The sequence below is a fragment of the Niveispirillum sp. genome, from assembly GCF_017996735.1.
Classification (GTDB): Bacteria; Pseudomonadota; Alphaproteobacteria; order Azospirillales; family Azospirillaceae; genus Niveispirillum.
Map to the genome: position 1 here is coordinate 25,871 of NZ_JAGOGJ010000052.1, position 17,791 is coordinate 43,661.

At 65.5% G+C, this 17,791-nt stretch carries 16 protein-coding genes and 1 pseudogene; 12 read left to right on the forward strand and 5 right to left on the reverse strand.

The genetic code is table 11. From position 1 onward, the window contains the following. Positions 1–7: 7 nt before the first annotated feature. A complete protein-coding gene (gene prpC, locus KBA48_RS16885) occupies positions 8–1,171 on the reverse strand; it encodes a 2-methylcitrate synthase (protein ID WP_292908439.1) in 1,164 nt (387 codons plus the stop codon). Positions 1,172–1,491: 320 nt separating this feature from the next. Between prpC and KBA48_RS16890 the strand changes: the two genes are divergently transcribed. After that, the gene (locus KBA48_RS16890; protein WP_292908441.1) at positions 1,492–2,928 is read left to right on the forward strand and encodes a short-chain fatty acyl-CoA regulator family protein; all 1,437 of its coding nucleotides are present in this window, start codon (positions 1,492–1,494) and stop codon (positions 2,926–2,928) included. Positions 2,929–2,986: 58 nt separating this feature from the next. Here the strand turns inward: KBA48_RS16890 and KBA48_RS16895 are convergent, their stop codons facing one another. After that, a complete protein-coding gene (locus KBA48_RS16895; protein WP_292908443.1) occupies positions 2,987–4,039 on the reverse strand; it encodes an alpha/beta hydrolase in 1,053 nt (350 codons plus the stop codon). A gap of 341 nt (positions 4,040–4,380) precedes the next feature. Between KBA48_RS16895 and rpmI the strand changes: the two genes are divergently transcribed. From rpmI to KBA48_RS16940, 9 genes are all read left to right on the forward strand, one after another. After that, positions 4,381–4,581, forward strand: a complete 201-nt coding sequence (gene rpmI / locus KBA48_RS16900) for a 50S ribosomal protein L35 (RefSeq protein WP_029012316.1) — start codon at positions 4,381–4,383, stop codon at positions 4,579–4,581. A 13-nt stretch (positions 4,582–4,594) separates the two neighbouring features. Then, complete coding sequence (gene rplT, locus KBA48_RS16905) at positions 4,595–4,957, forward strand: 50S ribosomal protein L20 (protein WP_094455779.1); 363 nt, start codon at positions 4,595–4,597, stop codon at positions 4,955–4,957. Between the two features lie 130 nt (positions 4,958–5,087). Next, the gene (locus KBA48_RS16910; protein ID WP_292908450.1) at positions 5,088–5,330 is read left to right on the forward strand and encodes a hypothetical protein; all 243 of its coding nucleotides are present in this window, start codon (positions 5,088–5,090) and stop codon (positions 5,328–5,330) included. Next, positions 5,327–5,773, forward strand: coding sequence for a type II toxin-antitoxin system VapC family toxin (locus tag KBA48_RS16915; protein WP_292908451.1), 447 nt, complete (start codon positions 5,327–5,329; stop codon positions 5,771–5,773). The genes KBA48_RS16910 and KBA48_RS16915 overlap by 4 nt, the downstream gene beginning before the upstream one ends. A 12-nt stretch (positions 5,774–5,785) precedes the next feature. After that, positions 5,786–6,862, forward strand: coding sequence for a phenylalanine--tRNA ligase subunit alpha (gene pheS / locus KBA48_RS16920; RefSeq protein WP_292908452.1), 1,077 nt, complete (start codon positions 5,786–5,788; stop codon positions 6,860–6,862). A gap of 162 nt (positions 6,863–7,024) precedes the next feature. Beyond that, entirely contained in the window at positions 7,025–7,402 is a 378-nt protein-coding gene (locus tag KBA48_RS16925) for a spore germination protein GerW family protein (RefSeq protein WP_292908454.1), read from the forward strand. Between the two features lie 127 nt (positions 7,403–7,529). Then, positions 7,530–8,534 carry a cupin-like domain-containing protein gene (locus KBA48_RS16930; protein WP_292908456.1) on the forward strand — a complete coding sequence of 335 codons (1,005 nt, stop codon included), beginning with the start codon at positions 7,530–7,532 and terminating at the stop codon, positions 8,532–8,534. A gap of 175 nt (positions 8,535–8,709) precedes the next feature. Continuing rightward, positions 8,710–11,103, forward strand: coding sequence for a phenylalanine--tRNA ligase subunit beta (gene pheT, locus KBA48_RS16935; protein WP_292908458.1), 2,394 nt, complete (start codon positions 8,710–8,712; stop codon positions 11,101–11,103). Positions 11,104–11,604: 501 nt separating this feature from the next. Then, complete coding sequence (locus KBA48_RS16940) at positions 11,605–13,290, forward strand: methyl-accepting chemotaxis protein (RefSeq protein ID WP_292908460.1); 1,686 nt, start codon at positions 11,605–11,607, stop codon at positions 13,288–13,290. A gap of 265 nt (positions 13,291–13,555) precedes the next feature. On the opposite strand, the gene KBA48_RS16945 is transcribed toward KBA48_RS16940, so the two are convergent. The 3 genes from KBA48_RS16945 to KBA48_RS16955 all read right to left on the reverse strand — a co-directional run bounded on the left by KBA48_RS16945 (position 13,556) and on the right by KBA48_RS16955 (position 16,509). Then, the gene (locus tag KBA48_RS16945) at positions 13,556–14,431 is read right to left on the reverse strand and encodes a hypothetical protein (RefSeq protein WP_292908462.1); all 876 of its coding nucleotides are present in this window, start codon (positions 14,429–14,431) and stop codon (positions 13,556–13,558) included. Between the two features lie 127 nt (positions 14,432–14,558). Next, positions 14,559–15,140 (reverse strand): ActR/PrrA/RegA family redox response regulator transcription factor, encoded by a 582-nt coding sequence (locus tag KBA48_RS16950; RefSeq protein WP_292908464.1) that lies wholly within the window; start codon positions 15,138–15,140, stop codon positions 14,559–14,561. A 52-nt stretch (positions 15,141–15,192) separates the two neighbouring features. After that, on the reverse strand, positions 15,193–16,509 hold the full coding sequence (locus tag KBA48_RS16955; RefSeq protein WP_292908466.1) for an ActS/PrrB/RegB family redox-sensitive histidine kinase: 1,317 nt from the start codon (positions 16,507–16,509) through the stop codon (positions 15,193–15,195). Between the two features lie 90 nt (positions 16,510–16,599). Between KBA48_RS16955 and KBA48_RS16960 the strand changes: the two genes are divergently transcribed. Continuing rightward, positions 16,600–17,370, forward strand: coding sequence for an ABC transporter ATP-binding protein (locus KBA48_RS16960; RefSeq protein WP_292908467.1), 771 nt, complete (start codon positions 16,600–16,602; stop codon positions 17,368–17,370). A gap of 276 nt (positions 17,371–17,646) precedes the next feature. Further along, positions 17,647–17,791 (forward strand): annotated as a pseudogene (locus KBA48_RS16965) (IS110 family transposase); the annotation flags it as partial.

Sequence of the window (17,791 nt, forward strand, 5' to 3'; positions counted from 1 at the left end):
CACGCCCTCACTGACGCTGGTCGATGGCGACGAAGGCGCGGTCTTCCGGGCCGACATAATTGGCGCTGGGCCGGATGATCTTGTTGTCGACGCGCTGTTCGATGATGTGGGCGGCCCAGCCCGAGGTGCGGGCGATCACGAACAGCGGCGTGAACATCGCCGTCGGCACGCCCATCATGTGGTAACTGACGGCGCTGAACCAGTCGAGGTTCGGGAACATGCGCTTCACTTCCCACATCACCGCCTCCAGCCGGGCGGCGATATCGAACATCTTGGTCGATCCGGCCTCAAGGGAAAGCTGGTGGGCGACGCGCTTGATCACCTCGTTACGCGGGTCGGACACGGTGTAGACGGGATGGCCAAAGCCGATCACCACCTCCTTGCGGTCCACCCGCGCGCGGATATCGGCTTCCGCCTCGTCCGGGCTGTCGTAACGTTTCTGGATCTCGAACGCGACCTCGTTGGCACCGCCATGCTTGGGGCCGCGCAGGGCGCCGATGGCGCCGGTGATGGCCGAATACATGTCCGATCCCGTGCCGGCGATCACCCGGCCGGTAAAGGTCGAGGCGTTGAACTCGTGCTCGGCATAGAGGATCAGGGACGTGTGCATGGCCCGTTCCCACAGGGCCGACGGCTTCTTGCCATGCAGCAGGTGCAGGAAATGCGCCCCGATACTGTCATCGTCGGTATCCACCTCGATCCGCTTGCCATTGGTCGACCAGTGGTACCAGTAGAGCAGCATGGACCCCAGCGACGCCATCAACCGGTCGGCGATATCACGCGCGCCGGGGATATTGTGATCCTCCTTCTCCGGCAGGGCGCAGCCCAGGGCCGACACGCCCGTGCGCATCACATCCATCGGATGGGCCGAGGCCGGCAGGCATTCCAGCGCCTGACGGACATTGGTCGGCAGGCCGCGCATCGCTTTCAGCCGCGCCTTGTAGGCCTTCAGTTCCGCCAGGGTCGGCAGCTTGCCATGGACCAGCAGGTGGGCCACCTCCTCGAAGGTGCAGCGCTCGGCAATGTCCAGGATGTCGTAACCCCGGTAATGCAGGTCGTTGCCGGATTTGCCAACGGTGCAAAGGGCGGTATTGCCGGCCGTGACGCCCGACAGCGCTACGGACTTCTTGGGCTTGAAAACGGACATCGTCTCGGGCGCCATCGCACTCATGGGGCGTTTCCTGTTCTTGAATGTGCCGGACCGCAGCGGCAGCGTCCCCGCCGCCCGTCACCGATGGCGCATCATCGGGAGATCACCCCCCGTGGTGAATGGCTGAAATGGTGAAGAATTGCCGAGGCAATCCTGTGAACCTGTGAATGTTGTGAACACGCCATCCCCGCCGGGGCCGCCCCGACTGACCTCTCTCCAAATCACTTGCCAATCTCTCCGGTATTCTCAATATTTACAAACCTCGGCCCTTGAAATCCCCCACTTTGCAAAGATTTGTGCAGGGGGCGTGGCGGAATAGTGAATGTTGTTAATGGTGACCTATGCGCAAACAATTTGTCGGTGTCCGGCTGCGCCGGTTGCGGGAGGAAAGGGGGCTGAGTCAGGCGGCATTGGCACGGTCACTGGCGCTGTCACCCAGCTACCTGAACCAACTGGAGCAAAACCTGAGGCCTCTGACGGTGCCCGTGCTGTTGAAGATCAACGCCGTTTTCGGCGTCGATGTGCAACTTTTCTCGGAGGATGAGGAAACCCGTCTGGTCGCCGACCTGCGCGAAGCCTTGACGGAAGCGGGGGTGGCCGATGGCGTGGCGCTGGCAGAACTGAAGGAACTGGCCTCCAGCATGCCGTCGCTGGGCAAGGCGCTTCTTTCCCTGCACCGCCGCTATCGGGAGGTGGCGGGCCGGCTGGAACAGGTTTCCGCGCGGCTGGGCGAGGATTGGCAGGCAACGCCCAAACCCCTGATGCCGTTCGAGGAGGTGCGCGACTTCTTCTACGCCCGCCATAACCATATCGACACGCTGGATACGGCGGCAGAGAAGCTGCATCGCACCGCCGGCCTCGCCATCGGCAACATGGCGCCGGGCCTTCTGGTCCATCTGGCCCGGCGCCATGATGTCCGGGTGGTCATGGTCGAAAGCGGGATGGGGGGTGACCGCACATCCCGCCGCTTCGACCGATCCAGCCGCACGCTTTACCTGTCCGCCGATTTGTCCGCCGGCCAGCGGGCCTTCCATATGGCCACGCAGGTGGCCTTTCTGGAACAGGCGGAGGAATTGGACCGGCTGACAGCCCAGGCCGATTTCTCGGGCGAGGAGGCGCGGCGGCTGGCGCGCATCGGGCTGGCCAACTATTTCGCCGGTGCCGTCATTCTCCCCTATCAGCCCTTCCTCACCGCTGCGGAAAGCCTGCGCTACGATATAGAGCGGCTGGAGCGGCAGTTCGGGGTGGGGTTCGAAACCATCTGCCACCGGCTGTCCACCTTGCAGCGCCCCGATGCGCGCGGGGTGCCGTTCTTCTTCGTGCGGGTGGACCGGGCCGGCAACATCTCCAAACGGCAGTCGGCCACCGATTTCCACTTCTCCCGGGTGGGTGGTTCCTGCCCCTTGTGGAACGTGTATGAAGCCTTCGCACAGCCCGGCCGCATCCTGACCCAGCGGGCATTGATGCCGGACGGGCGGCATTATCTGTGGGTGGCCCGGACCGTCAGCCATGGGGCGGGAGGGTATGGCAACCCACCCAAACAATTCGCCATCGGCCTGGGCTGCGACATCCGCCATGCGGGGCGGCTGGTCTATACCAAAGGCATGGACTTGTCGGAGCGGGAGGCCGCCACGCCCATCGGTGCCGGCTGCAAGGTCTGCGAACGCACGGACTGTGCCCAGCGGGCCTTTCCGGCCATCGGCCGTCCCTTGACGGTGGACGAGGCGGTGACCCGCTTCGCCCCCTATCAAGCGGAAGGCACCGGCCCCGCGCCGTAACGGGGGCGGGACGCATCGTCGACACGAAGGGGGCGGCGCAAGACCCCCGGATCATCGCTCATTTAAGCCTGTCGAGCATGAACCGTGCGATGACATCGTAAGCCTCCCGCGATTCCGGCACCCGGACGTCATAGAAGAAGGCATGGCGACCGCCTTCCCAGACATGCAGCCGGGCATCGACACCCATAGCGACCAGCCGGGAATGCAGATGGACAGCACCGCTCAACGCGGAATCGCGGGTGCCGGCAATGACCAGCGTCGGCGGAAAGCGGCGCAGCACGTCGGGAAAGCGCCCCGGGTAGGCATTGCTGTCCGTCTCGGCGGCGTCACGCATATAACCAAGGGCGCTGCGGGTGCCGTTCTGCGGCATCGGGTTCTCCCCGTCGCCCAGTACCTTGCCGATGATGCGGGAATCCCCGCCCATGCCGGGATCGGCCCCCGCGCAGAGGATGCCCGCCGCCGCCGGCATCGGCAGTCCGTGCGACTGGAACCAGGCCAGCGACTGGGCCGCCAGCAGCCCGCCGGCCGAACAGCCATAAAGCCCGATCTTCTGCGGCGGCGTCTTTTTCAGCACTTCGCGATAGACGGCGGCCACATCCTCCGACGCGGCCGGGAACTGGGCGGCCGGCGCCAGGCGAAAGTCGACGCTGACCACGCGGATACCCGTCAGCGCCGCGACGGGAATGGATTCCATGCCGCCACATTCCACAAAACAGGCCACCAAACCGCCGCCATGCACGTTGATCAGCAGCTTGTCGCTCTTTTCCGGTGCAATACCGTCCTTTGGTTCATAGACCAGCACCGGCACGCCCGCGATCATGTCCGCCCGGATGGTGACGGGGAAAGCGGCCTTGGTCCGTTCCAGACGCGGTCCGTACAGGGCGGCGGTGAAGGCGGCAACAGGCTGTCCCTTCACCGCCCGTTCGGCCAGGATATGTTCGACGCGGGACTGGTTTCCCTCCGCGCTCATCAGGTTGGAATCGGGGATGGTCATCGCCGGCACTGCCATGCTGCCATCGGGCCGCACCTCCACCGGCTGGGCAATGGCGGGAAGGGCCAGCGTGAAACCCAGGGCGGCGGACAGAAGCCATTTTGATAGTCGGTTCATCATGCGTGCCTTCACTTGCGGACAGTCGCGCGGGCAGGGCCGGTAAAGACCGCACGCCCCTGGCACCAGGGCCGGTGCGGCCGCCGCCCCATACATGTTATCGATCCCCAGCGGGGAGCGGCATGTAGCATGCCATCGTCACTTGCCCCCTTACCACATTCGCCGCAAAGGCGGCGCAGGCCACATTTGCCGGCCTGAACGCCGGGCGCCCATGTGGACTCCGCTTACCTTGGCGCCTTGCCAAGCAAAGCCACCTCCTCTATAAGCTCCGGCTCCATCGGACGGTGCGGCCGGGCGAGAAGCCCGGGGCATGCCTGCCGTCCACATGTGAAGAAGGACCGAAAATGCCCAAGTTGAAGAACCATTCGGGCGCCAAGAAGCGGTTCAAGTTTACCGCTTCGGGCAAGGTGAAGGCCCAGGCCGCCGGCAAGCGCCACGGCATGAGCAAGCGCCCCCTGAAGATGAAGCGTAACGCACGTGGCACGTTCGTTATGTTCAAGGCCGATGGCGAGAAGATCGCCGAAAACTTCCTGCGGGTTAAGTGAGGAGGGCTGACTAATGGCACGCGTTAAGCGGGGCGTCACCACCCACGCCCGTCACAAGAAGATCCTGAAGCTCGCCAAGGGCTATCGTGGTCGCGGTTCCAAGTGCTATCGCGTTGCGATTGAAAAGGTCGAAAAGGCGCTTCGTTACGCCTATCGCGACCGTCGCAACAAGAAGCGCGATTTCCGCGGCCTGTGGATTCAGCGTATCAACGCCGGTGCGCGTCTGCACGGGCTGAAGTACAGCACCCTGATCCACGGCCTGAAGCGCGCTGGCATCGAACTGGACCGTAAGGTCCTGTCCGACATCGCCGCCCGCGAGCCGGAGAGCTTTAAGAGCCTGTGCGATCAGGCCCAGGCTGCTCTCAAGGCCGCCTGATTTCCGGTAACGGATTTCAGAACGGTTGCAAGTTGAAAGGGGGAGCAGGCCCGGCGGGCCCGCTCCCCCTTTTGCTTGTGCGGCCGCCATCTGTGCTATCATCGGGGCCCCACCGGGACCGGAGGACGCCATGGGTTCGCTGACCATCCGCATTGATAATGAAGCGCTGATCAAGGGACTGGAAGATCGCGCCCACATGTCGGGCCGGACGGTAGAGGCGGAAGCCGAGGCTGTCCTGGCCAGCGTGGTCCGCCCCGCTGCACCGGATCGTCGGGACCTGTTTGCCCGGATGGAAGCGCTGCGGGCGCTGACGGCCGGTACGCGGCAGACGCCATCCGAAGTTCTCCTGCGTGAGTTGAGAGACGAGCGGTGACCATCGTCGTTGACGCCAGTGTAGCTGTTAAGTGGCTGGTGACCGAGGATGACTCCACCGCAGCGGTGCGGTTGTGCGCCTTGCCTCTGGCTGCGCCAGATCTGCTTTCGGCGGAGGTGGCGAGCATCATGTGGAAGAAGGTCCGGCGAGGCGAGGTGACGCCCGCCATCGCCCAGGCGGCATTGCTTGTCCTGGCAGAGATGGGCATCGGCCTCGTTCCCGGCAGCAGACTGGCCGGCAAGGCGTTGTCGCTGGCTTGTGAACTGGACCATTCGCCCTATGACATGTTCTACGTGGCGCTGGCTATCGAACGCGACATACCCCTGGTCACCGCCGACAACCGGTTGATCAACAAGGTACAGCAGGTCGGGTTTGGCTGGGCCCGCCTCGTCACTCCGCTCACCGAATCCAAACCGGGCGCTTTCGCCCCCTCCCTTTCCTGATCCGGACCCCTCATGGACACGCTCGATACGCTCAAGGCCGAAACCCTGGCCACCATCGCCTCTGCCAATGACAGCGCCGCCCTGGAAGAGGTGCGGGTTGCCGTCCTGGGCAAGAAGGGAAGCATCACGGCCCTGATGGGCGACATGCGGTCCCTGACGCCGGAGGAGCGCAAGGCGCGCGGCGCGGCGCTGAACGCGGTGAAGACCGCTGTGGAAGCGGCCATCGAGGGCCGCCGGGCGGAACTGAAAACCATCGAGCTGGAAAAGCGCCTGTCGGCCGAACGGATCGACGTCACGCTTCCCGCCCGCCCCGAAACCCAGGGCCGCATCCACCCCATCAGTCAGACGGTGGACGAGATGGTTGCCATCTTCGCCGCCATGGGCTTCACCGTCGCCGAAGGGCCGGATATCGAGACGGATTTCAACAATTTCACGGCGCTGAACATCCCGCCGGAGCACCCTGCCCGGCAGATGCACGACACCTTCTACCTGCCGCCCTCGGCGGAGGGTGCGGCGCGCGTGCTGCGCACCCATACCAGCCCGGTGCAGATCCGCACCATGCTGAAGCAGAAGCCGCCGATCCGCATCATCGCGCCCGGCCGCACCTACCGGTCCGACTATGACCAGACGCACACGCCCGTCTTCCATCAGATCGAGGGGCTGGTGATCGGCGAGGATATCCATATGGGCCATCTGAAGGGCTGCATCCTGGAATTCTGCCGCGCCTTCTTCCAGATCGATGATCTGCCCATCCGCTTCCGCCCCAGCTTCTTCCCCTTCACCGAGCCATCGGCCGAGGTGGATATCGGCTGTTCGCGCAAGGGCGGGGAGCTGAAGCTGGGCAATCATGGCGACTGGCTGGAAATCATGGGCTCCGGCATGGTCCACCCCAAGGTGCTGGAGAATTGCGGCATCGACAGCACCAAGTACCAGGGCTTCGCCTTCGGCATGGGGATCGAGCGCGTGGCGATGCTGAAATACGGCATCCCCGACCTGCGCTCCTTCTTCGATGCCGACCTGCGCTGGCTGCGCCATTACGGTTTTGTGCCGCTGGACCAGCCGAATCTGGCGCAGGGTCTGTCGCGGTAAGGAGGGTGGCGGCCCGCAGCACGGATCAAGGCCGGCCCTTGCCGTGCTGCGGGCTTGTTCCGCACCTGTCCGGCTGATCTCAACCCCTTTTCCCTTTCGCGCTTGCGAAATGAGATGGATGCATAGCATCATCTTTTCTCAACCCTTAAGGGGATATGGGCTATGCTTCCTGCCATCCTGTCCGCCAATCCGCTGTTCGCGCCCTTTGTCACCGATCCCGCGCAGTTGATGATGACCGCCACCATGACGGCATTCGAACAGTTGCTGGGCAAAGGTGTGCTGGGCACGCCCGTCACGGTTGGCGATACCACCATCATTCCCGTCACCATCACCACCTTCGGCGTCGGCACGGGTGGCGGGTCGCTGTACGGAGAGCCGGTGGGGGGCGGCGGGGGCGGCGGTGTGATTCCGGTCGCCCTGATCATCATTTCCCCCGACGGAACACGGGTCGAGCAGTTGCCCAAGGAAACCACGGCCGCCGCCCTGGAGAAGCTGACCAGCATGGCCAAGGAGATGGGTGGCCGGCGTCCGGCGCGTTGAGTGGACCTTGCCATGGAAGCGATGTGGCGGCATTGTGCCGGCCAGCCATCAGGGCAATCCGACGGCGCCTTGCGTTGCGCAATGCCGCGTCCCGTCCCTGTGGGTGTGGGTAAAGCGGGAGAGCGCGATGGCCGGCAGCCTGGACGAATATCACGGCGTGGATGCCCAGCGGTTCCAAATGGAAATCCAGCCGCATTATCGGCCCGCACTGTTGCGCGGCGCCGTCGCCCATTGGCCCGCATTGCGCGAGGGTAAAACCTCGCCCCAGGCACTGGCCCAGTATCTGAAAAGCTTCGACCGTGGCGAACTGACGGAAACCATGGTGGGGCCGCCCGCCATCAAGGGGCGGTTTTTCTACCGCGACGATATGCGCGGCTTTAATTTCGACCGGCGGCAGGAAACGCTGACCGCCGCCATCGACCGGTTGCTGGCCCATCTGGACCATCCCGATCCCCCCTCCTTCTATACCGGTTCCGTGCCCACAGACGTGAACCTGCCGGGTTTCGGGCAGGACAATGTCCTGGATCTGATCGCCCGGTCCACGGGCGCGCGCATCTGGATCGGGAATTCCGCCACGATATCGACTCATTACGACCAGTCGGACAATGTAGCCTGTGTGGTGGCGGGGCATCGCCGCTTCACCCTGTTCCCGCCCGACCAGTTGCCCAACCTCTATGTCGGGCCGCTGGACTATACGATGGCGGGACAGCCCAGCAGCATGGTCGATCTGGCGCATCCGGATTTCGCCCGTTATCCCCGCTTCCGCGCAGCGCTGGACGCCGCCGTCACGGTCGATCTGGAACCCGGCGACGCGATCTACATCCCCTCCATGTGGTGGCACAATGTGGTCTCCACCGGCCCCTTCAATGTGCTGGTGAATTACTGGTGGACCGATGCCAAGCCCTGGGCCGGCAACCCGTTCCAGGCCCTGGTCCATTCCATCATGGCCATCGGGGAACTGCCGCCGGAAAGACAGGAAGTCTGGCGCGGCGTCTTCGACCATTACGTGTTCCGTCGTCATGGTGACCCGATGGCCCATATGGCACCGGAGCACCGGTCCATCACCGGTCCCCTGACGCCGCGCCTGGCACAATATATCCGGGGCTGGCTGCTGCGGTGCCTGGGCGGCTGATGCCGCCGCATCCCTGCGGGATTGGCGGATCAGGGTTGCCGCCCTTTGCCGCCGTTCCGGCGACAGGACGGTCTTACCTGCGGGCCGTGGCCCGTGTTACACCCCTTCACGATATCGCCCCGCGCTGTCCGCCGGCCGTCCGGCGGGCAGGGATGTTTGCATCAGGACCATTCCCATGAAGTTCACGCTTTCCTGGCTGAAGACGCATCTCGACACCGATGCCACGCTGGATCAGATCACCGACGCGCTGACGGCCCTGGGGCTGGAGGTCGAGGGGGTCGAGGATCGGGGCGCCGCATTGGCCGCCTTCCGCATCGCCCATGTCGTCTCGGCCGAAAAGCACCCGAACGCCGACAAGCTGCGCCTGTGCATGGTCGATACCGGTGCAGGTGAGCCGGTGCAGGTGGTCTGCGGCGCCCCCAATGCGCGGGCCGGCATCAAGGTGGTGTTTGCATCGCCGGGCACCGTCATTCCCGTGTCGGGCGACACGCTGTCCATCGGCACCATCCGGGGCGTGGAAAGCCGGGGCATGATGTGTTCGGAGCGGGAGCTGCTGCTGTCGGACGAACATAACGGCATCATCGAACTGCCGGCCGATGCGCCCGTGGGCGGCTCCTTTGCCGATTGGCGCGGCCTGTCCGACCCGGTGATCGAGATCGCGCTGACCCCCGATCGTGTGGACTGCGCCGGCGTGCGCGGCGTGGCCCGTGACCTCGCCGCTGCCGGTCTGGGCACGCTGAGGCCGCTGGCCGCCGCCCCCGTGGCCCCCGCGTTCGACAATCCGCTGAAGGTCACGCTGGATCATCCCGGCTGCCCCCAGATTGCCTTCCGCCTGATCCGGGGCGTGAAGAACGGCCCCAGCCCGAAATGGCTGGCCGACCGGCTGCTGGCCGTGGGCCTGCGCCCGATCAGTGCCCTGGTCGACATCACCAATTATTTCAGCCTGGACCTGTGCCGCCCCCTGCATGTCTTCGACGCGGCCAGGCTGACGGGTGGCATCACGCTGAAGCCGACGGCGGAGGGCGACACGCTGCTGGCGCTGAACGGCAAGGAATATGCCCCGCCCGCCGGCCTGATCGGCATCTATGATGACGCCCACATGATCTCCATGGCCGGCGTCATGGGCGGGGAAACCACGGGCGTTACCGCCGACACCACCGATGTCGTGCTGGAAGTGGCGACGTTCGAGCCGGTGCGCATCGCCGAGGCCGGCCGCGCCCTGCAACTGGACAGCGACGCCCGCTATCGGTTCGAACGCGGGGTGGACCCGGCCAATATCCTGGAAAAGGTCGAACTGGCCACGTCCCTGATCCTGGAACTGTGCGGCGGGTCCGCCGGTGCCGTCAGCCTGACGGGCGCCGAGCCCGCCTGGCAGCGCACCCTGACCCTGCGCCCGGCACGCGTGGCCGCCCTGGGTGGCGTCGATGTCGCCGTCGATGAACAGGTCCGCATCCTGACCGCCCTGGGCTTCACCGTCGCCCGCCGCGATGACGGCGTGCTGGTGGCAGACGTCCCGTCCTGGCGCCGCGATGTGGAGGGTGAGGCCGATCTGGTGGAAGAGGTGCTGCGCGTCACCGGCTTCGACAAGATCCCGGCCACGCCGCTGCCGCGGGAGGTGGGCACACCCGCCCCGGCGCTTACCGCCGATCAGCGCCGCCGCTTCAACGCCCGCCGTGCGGCGGCGGAGCGCGGCCTGCTCGAATCGGTGACATGGTCCTTCGTCGATCCCAAGGTCGCGGCCCTGTTCGATGGCGACAAGGATGAACTGCGCCTGCTGAACCCGATCAGCGCCGACCTGGCCGTCATGCGGCCCAGCATCCTGGGCACCCTGGTCCCGGCCGCCGGCCGCAACGCCGCCAAGGGGTTCAAGGATATCGGCCTGTTCGAGGTCGGCCCCGCCTTCCGCGACGGGTCGGAGAAGGGCCAGGATCTGGTGGTGGCCGGCGTGCGCGCCGGGGCATCGGTTCCGCGCAACTGGTCCAAGGGTGAACGCCCCGTTGACGCCTTTGATGCCAAGGGCGACGCCCTGGCCATCCTCGAAGCGGCCGGTGCCCCCGTCACGAACCTTCAGGTCACGCGCGACGCGCCCGGCTGGTACCATCCGGGCCGGTCGGGTGTGCTGCGCCTGGGCCCCACGGTCCTGGGCCGTTTCGGCGAGCTGCATCCGGGGCTGCTGGAGGCGCTGGACGTGTCCGGTCCCGTGGTGGCGTTCGAACTGTTCCTGGATGCCGTGCCGGCACCCAAGAAGAAGGGCGGTACGGCCAAGCCGCTGCTGGTCCTGTCACCGTTCCAGCCTGTCGATCGCGACTTCGCCTTCCTGGTGGCCAACAGCACCGACAGCGACAAGCTGGTCAAGGCCGCGAAGGGTGCCGACAAGGCCCTGATCAGCGATGTCAGCCTGTTCGATGTGTATGAGGGCAAGGGTGTCGAACCGGGCTTCAAGTCCGTGGCCTTGACCGTCACGCTGCAGCCGGTCGACAAGACCCTGACGGATGTGGAAATCGAAGCCGTCGCCACCAAGGTGGTGGCAGCGGTCGCCAAGGCCACGGGGGCATCCCTGCGCGGTTGATCGGGCGGGGTTTCCCTCCAAGACAGAATCAAGGGGCATCACGCTGGTGATGCCCCTTTTTTCATGCCTATTATGTGGTTCCCGCATGTCAAACCATACACCTTACGCAGACGACATGCTTACATGACGTTTACGGAAAGTGGGTTGAACAGGCTCCCTGCTGTCAGCATTTTCATGATTCCATTTGGGTAGCAGAACCTAAATTCTTCCTCTCGGCATGATTTCACCCTATGGGTGGCATGGTTTTATCTTGCCATGCACAATAAATAATCAGCTTATATAAAAATCAATTCAAATATACGGTGCGAACCGGCGAAGTCCGCAGCGGTCAAATAGCGTCACGCTTCTGTCACATCCCTTGCCAATCAAAGGAAAAGTGCCATTTTCCGACAGGTGACCTCTTGGCTGGACTGTCAAAAGCCAGCTAGAGTGAAAGAAAACAAAACAGGCACCCCAAGCCAGTTCAGGAAGGGTGACCACAAGAAAGTGTCGGGAGGCACCATGCACGCGCTGAAGAATCTTCCCATCGTCTGGAAGCTGGTTCTGCCATTGCTGCTGATGGGCGTATTGACCATCGGCACCTCGCTTTACGCCCTGTCGCAGATGGAGACGGTCGGGGACGAATACCGGGCCATGCTGGACCGGTCCGAACGGGCCAAGGCCATCCTGTCGGCGCGGGAAACCGCGACGGACCTGGGGCGGCTGGGCTATACGATGGTGGCGGAGAATGACAGCTTCATCCTGGACAGCATGCAGGATGAAATCTCGCTGAAACGGGACGAGCTGACGGGCCATCTGGACGCGGTCGAACGGATCCTGCCCGAACGCAAGGCCGATATCGACGCCATCCGCGAAGATACACGCCGCATGCTGGAAATCGTGGAACAGGCACGGCAGTTGGCGCTGAATGGCAAGGGCGATCAGGCCGCCGCCGTTCTGGTGGACCGGTTCGATATCAAGCTGACCGACGTGCTGGACAAGCTGGAGGTCACTACCGGCGACGTCCAGGCCAAACTGGATGCCGGCAAGGCCACAGCCCAGGGAAGATTCGACCGGGCCTTGATCGTGACACTGATCGTCGGGCTGAGCGGGACGGCCATCGTCCTGGCCCTGGGCATCGCCATGGGCATGGCCGGCATTTCCCGCCCCCTGCGCCGGATCGTCAGCACCATGACCCGGCTGGCCGATGGCGACCTGTCGGTCACCGTGTCCGGCGGCGATCGGCGGGACGAGATCGGGTCCACGGCCCGGGCGCTGGCCGTGTTCCAGAAGCGCATGCGCGAGGCGGAACGGCTGCGCGAGGAACAGACGGCGATGGAAGAGCGGGTGGAGGCGGAAAAACGCCTCACCCTGGTGCGGCTTGCCAATGATTTCGAAAGCAGCATGAACGCGGTGGTCAGCGCCGTTGGCGGCGCGGCCGACCGCATGCGCGGCACCGCGCAGGGTCTGAACAGCGTGGCCGATGAAACCAACCGGCAGTCGGAAGCCGTGGCCAGCGCCGCCGAACAGGCGGCGGAGAATGTGAATACCGTGGCCGCCGCCGCCGAGGAACTGACCGCCTCGATCAATGAAATCTCCCGCCGCGTGGCGGAAAGCGCCACCATCGCCCATGACGCGGTGGCGGAGGCCGAGCGGTCCAACAGCACGGTGACCGGTCTGGTCGATGCCGCCCAGCGTATCGGGGAGATCGTCCGCATGATCGGCGACATCGCCAGCCAGACCAATCTTCTGGCCCTGAACGCCACGATCGAGGCGGCACGGGCCGGCGATGCCGGCAAGGGCTTCGCCGTTGTCGCGTCGGAGGTGAAGGCCCTGGCCACACAGACGGCCAAGGCGACGGAGGAGATCGGCAGCCAGATCGCCGCCATGCAATCTGCCGCCGGCAACGCGGCCGATGCCATCCGGGGCGTGGGGGGCACGATCGACAAGATCAGCGGCATCGTCTCCACCATCGCCACCGCCGTGGAGGAACAGGGGGCGGCAACGCGGGAGATCGCCAATTCCGTCGCCCAGGCCGCCACCGGCACCCAGAATGTCAGCGCCACCATCGGTGAAGTCACCCGCGCGGCGGCCGAAACCGGCAGCATGGCCGGTGACGTGCTGAGCGCCGCCAATGATCTGGTCGGTGAAAGTGACGCGCTGAACCGCCAGGTGGCACAGTTCGTGGCCAAGGTGAGAGCCGGCTGATACCAGCGGCACGAAATCATGACCGATGGTCAAGATTTCGTGCCCCTTCAATCGCCGGCGGGCGCATTCGCGCCCTTGGCTACGCGGCATGGGCCGCGCGGCGGCAGTCGCCGCCGTACCATCGGTCAAGAATTTTGACCGATGGTACGATTGCGGGCGGGCTGATACCGCCCGCCCCCGACCCCCGTGTGGCCTTGCGCAAGGCCGGTGGGCCGGCACCCGCCGGCCCACTAGCCCGCTGTTTCGGGGATGCGCGACCTGCGTGTCAGGCCAAGCCCAGCCACGCCGCGTCAACCATGGCGGCCCGGCCCTCACCATGGCCATAGAGCAGGTAATGCTCCACCGCCGTGAACCCGCTGGCCGCGACGTCGGCATTGGCCTTCAGATAGGCTGCGCTGTCGAACAGCGGGCTGGCGTCGCGCCCCTCGGCGATGCCATAGGCCAGCCAATGGCTCAGCGCCGCCCGCCCGTCGGTGCCGAAGGCAGCCGACAGATCGGCATTGGTCGCCAGATAGTAATCGGCATCGAACAGGGCGTTGGGTCCGCGCCCCTCGAACTGTCCATAGGCTTGCCAATGGTCGGCGGCACTGGCGAAGGCGCCGGTCTTCACGGCCGCCGCGACATCGGCATTCTGTTCCAGGTAGAATTGTTCATCCAGCAGCCATGACTGGGCGTCCGCCTGTATGCCGACGCCGATCATGGCGGCGGGGGCGGCCTGGGCCCCGGCGGCGGCGGCACCCTGGGCACCGGGCACGAAGGACCCGAAAAACGCCTCCCGCCCGAACACCACGATGTCGGTGCCGGTCAGCCGGTCGAAACCGTCGGGGGAGCCCTCGCGCAGGTCGCGGACCTCCGTCACGGTGCCCCCGATGATGACGGTGCTGTAATCCTCACGCTGGCCGCCATAGACGGCGATGTCGATGCCGGCGGCGCCGTGCAGCCAGTCATCGCCGGCCCCGCCGACCATGACATCGAACCCGCCACCACCGGCCAGCGTGTCGTTGCCGCCATGGCCGATCAGGATATCGCCCGACGCGGTTCCCAGCAGGTGGTCATCCGCCTCGGTCCCCTCGATCACCGGGTCGCGCGGCTGTCCGGCCGCGAAAAGACGTGCTTCCTCGCCCAAATCGCTCGTGAACATGATTAGCTCCGTTCATGGGTCTGTAGCCGGAGCGGCGATCATCAGCCCCCCGGCCGACGGAACAACAAGGCCCGCCGGGACCGGGTCCGCGGCGGGCCTGTGATCAAGGGGTGACCGGGTGGAACGGTCAGGCCTTGGGTGCGTGCTTGTTCAGGATGCGCTGCAGGGTGCGGCGGTGCATCTTCAGCCGGCGGGCCGTTTCCGACACGTTGCGGTCGCACTGTTCGAACACCCGCTGGATATGTTCCCAGCGCACGCGGTCGGCCGACATCGGGCTTTCCGGCGGCGGCGGCAGGGGGCCGTCGGTCAGCAGGGCCGCTTCCACCGCGTCGGCGTCGGCGGGCTTGGGCAGGTAATCGACGGCGCCGAACTTCACGGCGGCGACGGCCGTGGCGATGTTGCCATAGCCGGTCAGCATGACGACGCGGGCATCGGGCCGCGCATCGCGCAGGGCCTTCACCACGTCCAGGCCCGACCCATCGCCCAGGCGCAGATCGACGACGGCGAAGCGCGGCGCGCTTTCATGCGCCACCTCGACCCCCAGATTGACGCTGTCGACCGCCACCACGTCGAAGCCGCGGCGTTCCATGGCGCGGGCCAGCCGGGTGCGAAAGGGCGCATCATCATCCACGATCAGCAGCGAGCGCGAGGCGTCGCCCGTGAAGGTCAGTTTCGGCTGTTCGCCGGCATCCAGCGCCGCGTCCGTCATGGTTCCGGGGTCCCTTCTTCGATTGGGCGTTCTTCTTAAATCAAAAAGCTTTCTACACGGTGAATGTAGGATGTTTCCAGCGAATGACCACCACGGCGCCGCCAGCCCTGCCATTCATGTAGCGAACAGTGGCGCCGGAGCGTTCCAGCAGGGTCTGCGCGATGAACAGGCCCAGGCCCATATTGCCCGCCGCCTCCCTTGCTGCCGGGTTGCGGCCGCTGACATAGGGTTCCCCCAGGCGCCCGACCACCGTGGCCGGATAACCGGGCCCGTCATCCTGTACCCGCAGGGTCAGGCCCGGCGCGGTCCAGTCCGCCGTCACCGTCACCCGTTCATGGGCGAACTGCATGGCGTTCTGAAGGATATTGGCCAGCCCATGGACCATTTCCGGCACCGACTGCACCTGTGGGGCGCCGTCTTCCGGCTCCGCCACGGCTTCGATTACCAGATCGACGTCGTGACGGGCATAGGGGGCGGCCGTGGTTTCGATCAGGGCGGCCAGCGGCACCACCGGTTCCGCCCCGCCCGTATCACCGGGCCGCCGCGACAATTCGGCCAGGATGTCGCGGCAACGCGCCACCTGGCTTTGCAGCAGGGCCACATCCTCGGCAATCGGGCTGTCGGCCGGGGTGTCGCGGGCCAATTCCTTGGCCACCACGGCAATGGTGCCCAGCGGGCTGCCCAGTTCATGCGCGGCGGCCGCCGCCAGGGCGCCGACGGCGGAGGCACGCTGGGCCCGGGCCAGCGCATCCTGGCTGGCGTTCAACGCGCCCGACAGGCGCCGCGCCCCGTCCGCCACCTGATAGAGATAGGCCGCGATAAACCCCGCCGACAGGGTCAGCGCCGCCCAGACCCCGAACCGGTACAGGGCCGGCAGGCCCGCCGGTTCCGCCCCCGGCCAGGGCAGCGGCGTGGCCACCAGCGCCAGACCCGTGAAGCAGCAGACGGCCAGCGCCGTCAACAGGATGACCGCCATCCGGCCCAGGGTGCTGGCCGCCACCGTCAGCGGCGCCAGCATCAGGACCGCGAACGGATTGTCCAGGCCCCCCGTCAGGTAGAGCAGCACCGTCAACTGCACCATGTCATAGGCGAGGTAGAGCGCCGCCTCCCGGTCGTCCAGGAACGGGTGCGCCACCACCCGACGGGCGGCATAGAGATTGACCAGCACCGACACGCCGACACCGGCCAGCGCATGGGCCAGCGCCAGTTCAAATTCGAACAGGCCCATCACGGTAGCCAGGGTCGCGAACTGTCCCGCCACCGCGATCCAGCGGATGGTGATCAGGGTGCGTGCGCTGACCCGCCCTTCGGCGGCAGCCAGGGCCGGCCCCGGTCGAACGGACGTGCTGTTGGGGATTGCCTCGCTCATGCCTTTATCCCATGATCACTTTTTAAGCATCCTGCAGGGAGCCTTCTGCACTCTAGTTCCCGAACAGTTGAAAGACCATAAGCCGTTCCAATGCCCCTAGACGCCAGCAAGCCGCCCCCGCCCGCCATCCAAGTCGAGACGCTGACCAAGAGGTTCGACGCGCATACCGCGCTGGACGCCATCAGCTTCACGGTGCCGGCGGGACAGACGGTGGCGCTGCTGGGCGGCAACGGGGCCGGCAAGACCACCACCATCTCCATCCTGCTGGGGCTGCTGCTGCCGACATCGGGGACAGTACAGGTTCTGGGCCATGACATGCTGACGGAGCGCTATCGCGTGCTGCCGCGCATGAATTTCTCCAGCCCCTATGTCGACCTGCCTCACCGGTTGACGGTGCGGGAGAATCTGATGGTCTATGGTCATCTCTATGGCCTGACCCATCTGAACGACCGGATTGCGCGGATCGCGGAGGAACTGGACCTGACCGCGATCCTGGCGCGTCCGTCGGGCAACCTGTCAGCGGGGCAGAAGACGCGCGTGGCCCTGGCCAAGGCGCTGCTGAACGATCCGGAATTGCTGCTGCTGGATGAACCCACGGCCAGCCTGGACCCCGACACGGCCGACTGGGTGCGCGGTTTTCTGGAGAATTTCCAGACCCGGACCGGCGCCACCATCCTGCTGGCCAGCCACAATATGGGCGAGGTGGAGCGGCTGTGCGACGGGGTGCTGATGATGAAGGGCGGGCGCATCGTCGACCGGGGAACCCCGGCGGATCTGCTGTCCCGCTATGGCCGCGACACGCTGGAAGAGGTGTTCCTGGACATCGCGCGCGACCGGCGTCAGACGGAAAATGTGGGGTGACCCGCCGGGGCCACCCCATCAAGAGCTTTCGCCGCACCGGTCAGCGCGGATACCAAGGCTCCTTGACCATGCCCCTTGGTATGTGTACTGGCCCTCAGACACCGGGCGGCGGCATACGCCGCCTTGGCTCACGGCAGCACGCGGTGCCGGGCCGGCCGTCGCCGGCCTCCAATCTGCCAAGGGTAAAACCCTCGGCAGATTGTTAGGGTGGACGGCCCCCCCGGCATCGCTGTGCCATAGTTGGGTTGTCAGACACCAACATCGGGAGCCGCCCAGATGGAGTATAAACGGATAGCGATCGACATTTCCAAGCATGTGTTCACGCTGCATGGTGTCGATGCCCAGGAACAGCCGGTCCTTCGGCGCAACCTGAAGCGCAGTGAATTTGAGATGTTTTTCAGCAAGGTTCCCGCGACCGAGG

Coding starts and splice junctions, on each gene's coding strand:
- prpC (WP_292908439.1), bottom strand. CDS start 1,171: ATGAGTGCGATGGCGCCCGAGACGATGTCCGTTTTCAAGCCCAAGAAG.
- KBA48_RS16890 (WP_292908441.1), top strand. CDS start 1,492: ATGCGCAAACAATTTGTCGGTGTCCGGCTGCGCCGGTTGCGGGAGGAA.
- KBA48_RS16895 (WP_292908443.1), bottom strand. CDS start 4,039: ATGATGAACCGACTATCAAAATGGCTTCTGTCCGCCGCCCTGGGTTTC.
- rpmI (WP_029012316.1), top strand. CDS start 4,381: ATGCCCAAGTTGAAGAACCATTCGGGCGCCAAGAAGCGGTTCAAGTTT.
- rplT (WP_094455779.1), top strand. CDS start 4,595: ATGGCACGCGTTAAGCGGGGCGTCACCACCCACGCCCGTCACAAGAAG.
- KBA48_RS16910 (WP_292908450.1), top strand. CDS start 5,088: ATGGGTTCGCTGACCATCCGCATTGATAATGAAGCGCTGATCAAGGGA.
- pheS (WP_292908452.1), top strand. CDS start 5,786: ATGGACACGCTCGATACGCTCAAGGCCGAAACCCTGGCCACCATCGCC.
- KBA48_RS16925 (WP_292908454.1), top strand. CDS start 7,025: ATGCTTCCTGCCATCCTGTCCGCCAATCCGCTGTTCGCGCCCTTTGTC.
- KBA48_RS16930 (WP_292908456.1), top strand. CDS start 7,530: ATGGCCGGCAGCCTGGACGAATATCACGGCGTGGATGCCCAGCGGTTC.
- pheT (WP_292908458.1), top strand. CDS start 8,710: ATGAAGTTCACGCTTTCCTGGCTGAAGACGCATCTCGACACCGATGCC.
- KBA48_RS16940 (WP_292908460.1), top strand. CDS start 11,605: ATGCACGCGCTGAAGAATCTTCCCATCGTCTGGAAGCTGGTTCTGCCA.
- KBA48_RS16945 (WP_292908462.1), bottom strand. CDS start 14,431: ATGTTCACGAGCGATTTGGGCGAGGAAGCACGTCTTTTCGCGGCCGGA.
- KBA48_RS16950 (WP_292908464.1), bottom strand. CDS start 15,140: ATGACGGACGCGGCGCTGGATGCCGGCGAACAGCCGAAACTGACCTTC.
- KBA48_RS16955 (WP_292908466.1), bottom strand. CDS start 16,509: ATGAGCGAGGCAATCCCCAACAGCACGTCCGTTCGACCGGGGCCGGCC.
- KBA48_RS16960 (WP_292908467.1), top strand. CDS start 16,600: ATGCCCCTAGACGCCAGCAAGCCGCCCCCGCCCGCCATCCAAGTCGAG.